The 8,170-nt window shown below is 57.6% G+C and carries 8 protein-coding genes; 6 read left to right on the top strand and 2 right to left on the bottom strand.

Going from position 1 to position 8,170, the window contains the following annotated elements:
- Positions 1–13: 13 nt before the first annotated feature.
- Together WDJ60_RS12880 and WDJ60_RS12885 are read right to left on the bottom strand one after the other, a co-directional pair.
- Positions 14–1,288 (bottom strand): IS4 family transposase, encoded by a 1,275-nt coding sequence (locus tag WDJ60_RS12880; protein WP_340100914.1) that lies wholly within the window; start codon positions 1,286–1,288, stop codon positions 14–16.
- Between the two features lie 401 nt (positions 1,289–1,689).
- Positions 1,690–2,439, bottom strand: a complete 750-nt coding sequence (locus WDJ60_RS12885; protein ID WP_340100916.1) for a hypothetical protein — start codon at positions 2,437–2,439, stop codon at positions 1,690–1,692.
- Between the two features lie 427 nt (positions 2,440–2,866).
- Here WDJ60_RS12885 and WDJ60_RS12890 point away from each other — a divergent pair, with 427 nt between their 5' ends.
- From WDJ60_RS12890 to WDJ60_RS12915, 6 genes are all read left to right on the top strand, one after another.
- Positions 2,867–3,811 carry a hypothetical protein gene (locus WDJ60_RS12890; RefSeq protein ID WP_417750458.1) on the top strand — a complete coding sequence of 315 codons (945 nt, stop codon included), beginning with the start codon at positions 2,867–2,869 and terminating at the stop codon, positions 3,809–3,811.
- A 2-nt stretch (positions 3,812–3,813) separates the two neighbouring features.
- Entirely contained in the window at positions 3,814–4,128 is a 315-nt protein-coding gene (locus tag WDJ60_RS12895; RefSeq protein WP_340100918.1) for a DUF8156 family protein, read from the top strand.
- Positions 4,125–4,772, top strand: a complete 648-nt coding sequence (locus WDJ60_RS12900) for a hypothetical protein (RefSeq protein WP_340100919.1) — start codon at positions 4,125–4,127, stop codon at positions 4,770–4,772. Before WDJ60_RS12895 ends, WDJ60_RS12900 begins: the two co-directional genes overlap by 4 nt.
- A 127-nt stretch (positions 4,773–4,899) precedes the next feature.
- Entirely contained in the window at positions 4,900–5,217 is a 318-nt protein-coding gene (locus tag WDJ60_RS12905; protein ID WP_340100921.1) for a toxin-antitoxin system TumE family protein, read from the top strand.
- 33 nt (positions 5,218–5,250) lie between these two features.
- On the top strand, positions 5,251–5,667 hold the full coding sequence (locus WDJ60_RS12910) for an HVO_A0114 family putative DNA-binding protein (RefSeq protein WP_340100922.1): 417 nt from the start codon (positions 5,251–5,253) through the stop codon (positions 5,665–5,667).
- A 539-nt stretch (positions 5,668–6,206) separates the two neighbouring features.
- Positions 6,207–8,120: a type B DNA-directed DNA polymerase gene (locus WDJ60_RS12915; RefSeq protein ID WP_340100923.1), complete on the top strand. Its 1,914-nt coding sequence runs from the start codon at positions 6,207–6,209 to the stop codon at positions 8,118–8,120.
- The last annotated feature ends 50 nt before the right edge of the window (positions 8,121–8,170 follow it).

Genomic DNA, 8,170 nt, shown 5'->3' on the forward strand with positions numbered 1-8,170 from the left:
CATCCGTCTTTAGTTAGACCTCACACCTCGGTTGCGTAGCGGTAGCGAGCGTCTCTTGCAGTATCGGTCGTTGCTGATGGATTTTCTGTGCGTCCTCGATCAGCCGTTCTAACAACGGTGGCGGCGAGTAGCCGAGGAATGCACCGAGTTCAGAGAGGATGAGTTGGGCGTGCGACCGGAAGGTCGCCGCCCAACGCTCTGGCGGAAACACGATCTCGTCATTAGCTTGCTCGGTGACCAGATCCAACAGATCACGGCTCACTAACAACGATAACAACGCCGCATACAGCAGAATTTCCACGATATGCTTCTTACTCGTGTCGAACTCATCCAGGTTGTACTGCGTCTTCAGCTCACGAAACAGCAGTTCTACCTCCCACCGACATCGATAGATCGTTGCGAGATCCGCTGGCAGGAACTCTTCTCTCGGTAGATTCGTGATGTACAGATGGTAGTCGTCGGCGTCCTCGTGGCGGACGCCGACGACACGGAACCGCTTGCTATCCCATGACTGCGTGCCCGCGTACTCGCGTCGCTGAAAGGTCGCTTCGACCTCCACATCGATGTACTCCCGGTGGAGATCGTCCACGACGTCCTGGATTTTTTCGCCTTCCAAGGGAATGGCGTCGCCACGCCATTCCCGTAATTCCGCCGTTATCTCCGGATTTGCGTTCGGTTTCAGCCGACTCACGAAGTAGCCCTCGTTCTCGTCAATCAGCGCAAAACGGCGATACTTGAAGTACGCTTGATCGAACAGTACCAACCGGTCTTCGAGCCACGATCCCGTGGAAAACTCGGTGCTGTCGTGTGCTTTCTCGTCGGTGACGCTGAACCGATCGATCGTCTGCTCGGTGACGTTGTGGAGCAGGTGGAGTCGCGCTCCACCTTGCTCCCCTCGACGCGGTTCGAACTCTTCTGAGAGAAGTCGATGCAACCGCAACACCGTGCCGTCGGCGACCATTACGTCACGGAATCGGTCAACATCGACGTCCACAGTGTCAGGAACAGCGACCTCGTCGATGCCGCGCTCGACGAGGTCGCAGAGATACTCTGCGAACTTCGGGGTCAACCGCTGATGAAATCCACCGGGTGAGAGTGTCTCATCGGCAGTAGCGTTGTAGCTGCGCCGAAAGCCAGCGAGTGTTCGGCTCTCGCCTGCGGCGAAGCCGAACACGAATGACCACACGAGGGCGGGTATCTGCGCCTTTCTGTCGCGTTCGACCACGCCGAGTTCCTCGGCGTGCTCTTCGAGGAACTCAGATGGAAAAAGCGTAGTGAGCCGACGCATAATTCGAGGTGAGGACGGAGAGTCGTGCACAGACTTCTCCTCCTCACTCCTTCCGAAAAGTAGTCTCGATTAGCCGCTGCTGTCACGCGGTTCCTCTCCTAACTAAAGACGGATGGTAGAGAGATTAATTCTATTAACCAACACAACCCGGATTAACGACTGATGTGTTGGTTAAACTGTAGGCAGCAACCCGTTGCCATCTCTGATTAATTTCACCGCTTATGTTCACAATAGAATGGACACTAGTATTACTTAGGAGAAGATATGACCAAAAACCAGACAGAATCGTAGCCCTATCCACTCATCCACTAGAAAGAAGTTGTGAACACGGAATACGGCATTTCGTGTTCATATTCGCTAAGATCGCTCTGCCGACGTGCAACCGCTTGGGGGAAGGATGATTATTCTTCTGCGTTGTCTGTCTCGCTATCCGAGTTCATATAGGCATACATCGCTGTTCCTGAGCCCAGAAGATAGGCTGCTAATCCGGGAACGCCACCCATAAGATATGAACCAAGACCGAATAATTGGGAAGATAACATCGCCAATACGCCACCATCTATCTTGGTAGACGCAGATTTGAGCGACTTATACGTCCGTTTATAGGCAAATTGAAACCGGAATTCAACGAGAGATTCTTCAATGTCCCGCCCAATATCCGACTCAACTGTACGAGACTGTTCACGATTCGTACTTCTCGAAAAGTGTCTGCCCTCAACAGTACCGTTCGTCAGTCCAGTGAATGTGGTGGCGCTTTGCGGATAATCAAATTCAGTAGTCCCTGCCAAAATCGAAGAAACTGGAACTGGGTCAGGCATCGCATCTACGGCTCTAACTCCCGCGAGCATTGAAGAAGTCGAGAGGTGGTCCGATACCGCTTCAGTGGCCGTAATCCCTGTCAACATCGAAGAAACTGAGATTTTGTCCGATACCGCCTCTGCGGCCGTGACACCTGCCAGCATCGAAGAGGCTGAGACTGACTCCGATAGTGAGTCAGTAGCAGCGACACCTCCAAGTGCTGAGAGAGACGAAAAGCTCGAAAAAGGATCGGTAGCAAGTTCTGAAGACGTTTCAGTGTCAGCCTCAGTGCTGTCAGTATCTGAGTCAGACTTTGACACTGTTTTTCCACAATCATCATCCTGGCCGGACATACCCTATATCAGATATTGTATAGATAAACAACTTTTCCCGGAAGGGGACATTTCGCGTCGGCGGTGCCGACGCTGTGCGGTGCGTTTTGAGTTTGTGGCCTCAGCCACACTAAGACTACTACTTGACTATCTTCTCCATCGATTGGAACTGCCAACACTAGACAACTCGATCAGCACAAAACGGAACCATACGGAAGCAGCATCAAAGCCGATACTTAGCATTAACCAACATTCTGTCCCACCACACTATCAGAGTTGGTTAAGCACATCAGTACGGCCAAGTTTAGTTATGGAAACGTTCTCGGAAACAGTCGAACACCCGCAAAAACTCGACGACACAGGGTGGATCATAATCGGTCTGGTGCTTTCCCTGAAACTCGGAAGCGACACGCCGCGGCTTATCGGAAAAGTGGACCTCTAGTCAAGTATGGAAGAACACTCAACGTCGAATCGATTGGCGGTGGACCAGTCAACTCGGGGCGCAGACTGCAATCGGTCCCTTGTTGACCAGCCCGATCCGGCTACGGACGAGATGCTGTTGCCGTCACTCGACGACGGCATCACGCTGCTCGACGTCGAGGGGGGCCGCGGCGTCCCGATCCTGCAGTCGCTCGTACTCGACCATCTCCTCTTGCACGACGGGCCCGCCTTCTGGGTCGACGCAAATGGTCACGCGACGACGACGACACTCGCTCAGATCGCGCCCAGTCAACGGTTGCTCAACCGAATCCACGTGGCACGCGGATTTACCGCCTACCAGCACTACGGCGCCGTCTGTGATCTCCCGACGGCAGTGAACAAGTCGATCCAGATGTCCACCACCGACGCCGGGGCGGCCGGTCGAGGGGAACCAAGTCGTGACGAGGACACGTCGCCCCACACACCCGCCCTCATCGTCGTGCCGGCGGTCGACACCCAGTACCGCGCCGACGATACCCTCGGCGAGACCCACGCGAAAACCCTTCAGGCTCGAACTCTCGCCCGGTTGGCGACCTACGCCGATGGGTACGACATCCCGGTGCTCGTTACGCGAAACGAACGAAACGAATTCACCGAGCCGGTCGCGACGGCCGCCGACCACCACCTTGAGTGCGAGCAGACGCGGATGGGCCCACGGGTCGTCGGCGAGGACTTCGAGACGCTCGTCTATCCCGTCGACGACGGCGCATACTACCAGACGACGTTCGCGTACTGGCGGCAGCTGCTCGCGGCACGCGCCACGCAGGTCGGCGTGGAATCGACGACGCCGGCGGCGTCGACGCCGACCCCGGAGGGTGTCGGGACGGGCGTCACAGCTGACGGTGAGACGGTGTCGGCCACCGCGGACCCCTTGCTCGATGCGTGGACGGCGACCGAGACAGGAGGCCAATAGCGATGGGGCGCACGAACCCGACGTACCGGGATGCACTCCGAGCCATCGAAGAGCGCTGGGCGGAGTTCCGCCGAGCACTGCGGCGGCGCGACCAGCCGCGCTTCGACCGGCTGTTCGAGTACGCCCGTGAGCACGCCGACGCAAGCGGGCTGTTGAACCACCAGAGTCCGCTGCTGCCGACGCTACTCAGCATCAATCTCGAACAGGAGACGCGTCTCGACGAACACGAGGAACGTCTCGAAAAACTCGAACGGGCACTCGAACAACGGGAAGCGAGCCACGAGCGGGAACACCACCAAGATGGAGCCACTGAATGACGGAACTCGACACCGTTGCGTTCGATATCGAGACAACCGGCTTTGACGTCAACGACCAACTGACTGTCGTCGGGTTCGACACGGATATTGGCTCCCGTATCTTTCTCAATACAGACGGGCGAGCACCGCCGTCAAATCTCGAAGCACGGGTCAACGAAGAATTGGCGACCTCAGTCTCGATATCGGTCCAGCAGACTGAACGGGCCTTGCTGGGCGAGATGGGTACATTCGTCGAGTCGACACTCACGAATCGCGATGCAAAACTAGTCGCATATAATGGCGAACGATGGAACGGCGGGTTCGATCTCCCGTTCCTCCGCACACGGCTCTGTTACCACGAGATCGACTGGCCGTTCACTGGACTGCCGTACATCGACGCGATGGATGTTTTCGAGACACGGTTCAACACGTCGGGAGAGACACTGACTGGCGTCTACGAGGAGCTCATCGGGGGTGGGTTAACCAGGCTCGATCCGTTCGGGAACAGCAAAGAAGCGGTTGAAGCGTGGGAAGTGGAGGACTTCGAGCCGCTCGTCCTCCACAACGTCGCGGATATCCGGCGAACACGGGCACTGATGCGGCTAGCAGAGCAATACTGCTCTAAATCTGACTTCTCGATGAAGTCGCTCGATCCAGTGGTGTGAGCGGAGTACTCTTTCGGGGCCAGAGTTCTGTAACGGAAGCACAGTAGTCGCCGTTCTATAGGTCGGTAGCGTATCGACGAACCTCCGCTGGTCTTATGGTGTTGGGCGCCCTCCCAACACGTAAGGGATGTCCCAAGAGCCGGTCTTCCAGTACACACACGTCGAAGCTGGTCTCGTCGAGAACGTCGTACTCCGGCCGACTGAGTCGACCGAGACCTACCCTTCGGGCTGGAAGTACACGCTCCATCTAGGCACCCTCGAAGACCTCACGCTCGTCCGGTTCGATAACGCCCACGAAGATACAAAGGGGCACGAACACCACACCGCCGCTGGCGACGTCGACGGCGTTACGTTCCCCGGGATGGAGGAACTACTCGTCGAATTCTGGGCGAGCGCAGACGAGTACTGGGAGGCCGTCGGGGGCGATCCGCCGCGGCCGTACTGACCATACACCACCCGCAACCACTAGACTCCAAATATGACCACGCTCCACATCACCGTTGGCGACCGAGAACAGCTCCGTGAGGACGCACTCCAGTTCGTCCAAGCCGCCGAGACGGACACGCTCGACGACCAGGACGGAACGGCGACACTCCAGTTCGGAACCTACGACGACCTCGTCGACAGCCTCACCCCGCTCCGTTTAGAACTCATTCAGGCGATCGCCGAACACGCACCCAAAAGTATGCGAGAGGCTGCACGCCTCGTCGACCGTGATGTGTCCGACGTCCATTCGGATCTGAAGCACTTGGAAACGCTGGGTGTTCTTGAACTGAAAGAAGGCGGCCCCGGCGGGGCAATGCAACCCATCGTCCCGTTCGACCGGATCGAGATGCACATCGACTACCCGCTCATCAACGATATCGATGGGGATGAAGCATCGGTGAGCGCGTAGCCCCATCACGCAGAGCAATGACCGGAGAGAAAAACCCGGGTCGAGTTCGACGCTCCGAAGTCTCTCGTTGAAGCTCCCCCGAGCGTCGATTGACCAGACATTCGCCATACCCAAACTCAAGGACAACCTCCCGAGCGATGACACCTTCTACGACGACGAGGTTGCTGAATGGAACGCCTCGAGTTCGTCTGAATCATCTGATAGCGCTAACGACAGGGACTCGCAGTATGTGGTCAAATTGTGGCGGGTGTGTCGCTAAGAGTGAACCAAAGGGGTTCGTCAAGGAAAAGCGGCTTTCACAGCAGATCCGCGGCAGCCGTTATATTGCTACGTATTAACCAACATTCGGTGCGTATCTCGGAGTGTGTTGGTTAACATCGGCTCACGGTTTCCGGAAATCGTTCCGGAAGCCGACGACGACGAATAATAACCCAGAATATGGCGTCGAGAACGCTTTTCGAACCCATCTGCTGAAACTCGGAAGCGACACGCCGTGGCTTATCAGATATTCGGATGTCATAGAGATTGTTGACTAACAGATGCCGTTCACCATCGATTTCCTGAACGACGGTCGCGTCCTCGAGTGGGACGCCACCGCCAACGGAGCCGTCGCGACCGAGCGCGATGACTACAGCCCACGCTTCTACGTGGGTCCTCGTGACCCTGACGCCGACATCGACCTCACGGCACTTCAGTCCGTGTACGACCGGCACCCGGACGTCGTCGCGACCGGAATGGTTGCGCGACGACCGGGCTTTCGACGGGACGAGGAACCAGTCCTCGCGGTCGACGTCACCCACATCGACCGCGTCACTCCACTCGCCCGGCAGGCACGCCAGTTGTCGGAATATCCAATCGGGGATCTCGCCTGTTTCAACGTCGACTTCTCGCGAGAGTTCAGGTACTGTCTGGAGACCGGCGTCGATCCGACGCCGGCGAGCGAGCTGTCGACGCTCCGGCTCAGCGTCCCGATGACCGAAACGAGCAACGACGTCTATGGGGAGCTGTCCGTCGACGGCGATACCGTCACCGGCTCGCCGACGGATATCCTGACCGCCGTCCAAGCAGCGCTCGAAGCACACAATCCGGACATCTTGGTCTGCTCAACGAGCGAAATCGTCCCGACCCTCCACAAGATGGCAACGGACGCCGGCGTCGCCGACTTCTCGCTGAGTCGGTGGCCGGACGTCGACTACCAGCAGCTTGCGAACCGGTCAACGTACTCGAGCTACGGTCGTGTCGGCCACTCGCCGGCGCGGTACAATGTCCCCGGTCGGGCGATCATCGATGAGTCGAACACGTTCTTCTACGGGGAGACGAACCTCGACGGCGTCCTCAACCTCGTGTCGCGCTCGAAAAAACCCATCCAAGAGCTTGCGTGGGCGTCAATCGGGAACGTCCTCACGGCAATCCAGATCTGTGAGGCACACAACCTTGGCGTCCTCGTGCCGTGGAACTCTTGGCGCCACGAGTTCTACAAGCCGATGGGGACGCTCCACGACGCCGACCGCGGCGGCTTCATCTTCGCACCCGAGGTCAGCCTCCACGAGAACGTCCACGAACTCGACTTTTCGAGCCTCTACCCGAACATCATCTGCACTCGGAACGTCTCACCGGACGTCATTCGGTGTGATTGTCACAGCGACCGCGAGGACGTCCCCGGGCTCGGATACACCATCTGCGACGACCGCGGATACCTCGTCGACGTGCTGCAACCCATCATCGACGCTCGCGACGAGATCAAGGCGGCCATCCGTCGCGAGAAGGAACAAGAAAATCCCGACGAGGACCGACTGGCGGAACTCGAGGGGCGGTCGGGGGCACTGAAATGGATTCTCGTGGCCTGTTTCGGATATCAGGGGTTCAGCAACGCAAAGTTTGGACGCATCGAGTGTCACGAAGCGATCAACGCATTCGCTCGCGAAATTCTGCTGACGGCAAAACAGCGGCTGGAAGCTGGCGGCTGGCGCGTCGTTCACGGCATCGTCGATTCAATCTGGGTGACCCCAGACCCTGACGTCGCCGACGATAATCGAGAGACACTTGCTGACCTCGCTCAAGGGATTTCTGACGATGTCGAAATTCGACTCGAACACGAAGCTCACTACGACTGGGTGGCGTTCGTTCCGCAGCGCGAGAGTGACGCCGGCGCGTTGACGAAGTACTTCGGGAAAGTGGCTGGCGAAGACGAGTTCAAAATTAGAGGTATCGAGGCTCGCCAACGGTCGACCCCAGCGTTTATCGAAGATGTCCAACGAGACTGTCTCGAGCATCTCGATGCGACCAAGTCGCCAGAGGCGGTCCTCGCGTTACTCCAAGACGCAATCGAGCAGCTTCACGCCGGAGAGGTGCCGATCAAGAAACTCGTCGAACGGAACCGGGTCTCCAAGCCGCTTGAAGGATACAGTCCTGTCTCTTACCCACAAATGCTATTACCGACTCTGACAGACTGAGGCCGAGATGAACAGCTCTCTACGGACGGAACAACCGGATTTGGATGGCG

The organism is Salinibaculum salinum (assembly GCF_037645885.1).
GTDB classification, from domain to species: Archaea; Halobacteriota; Halobacteria; order Halobacteriales; family Haloarculaceae; genus Salinibaculum; species Salinibaculum salinum.

Coding starts and splice junctions, on each gene's coding strand:
- WDJ60_RS12885 (WP_340100916.1), bottom strand. CDS start 2,439: ATGTCCGGCCAGGATGATGATTGTGGAAAAACAGTGTCAAAGTCTGAC.
- WDJ60_RS12905 (WP_340100921.1), top strand. CDS start 4,900: ATGTCCCAAGAGCCGGTCTTCCAGTACACACACGTCGAAGCTGGTCTC.
- WDJ60_RS12890 (WP_417750458.1), top strand. CDS start 2,867: ATGGAAGAACACTCAACGTCGAATCGATTGGCGGTGGACCAGTCAACT.
- WDJ60_RS12910 (WP_340100922.1), top strand. CDS start 5,251: ATGACCACGCTCCACATCACCGTTGGCGACCGAGAACAGCTCCGTGAG.
- WDJ60_RS12915 (WP_340100923.1), top strand. CDS start 6,207: ATGCCGTTCACCATCGATTTCCTGAACGACGGTCGCGTCCTCGAGTGG.
- WDJ60_RS12895 (WP_340100918.1), top strand. CDS start 3,814: ATGGGGCGCACGAACCCGACGTACCGGGATGCACTCCGAGCCATCGAA.
- WDJ60_RS12900 (WP_340100919.1), top strand. CDS start 4,125: ATGACGGAACTCGACACCGTTGCGTTCGATATCGAGACAACCGGCTTT.
- WDJ60_RS12880 (WP_340100914.1), bottom strand. CDS start 1,288: ATGCGTCGGCTCACTACGCTTTTTCCATCTGAGTTCCTCGAAGAGCAC.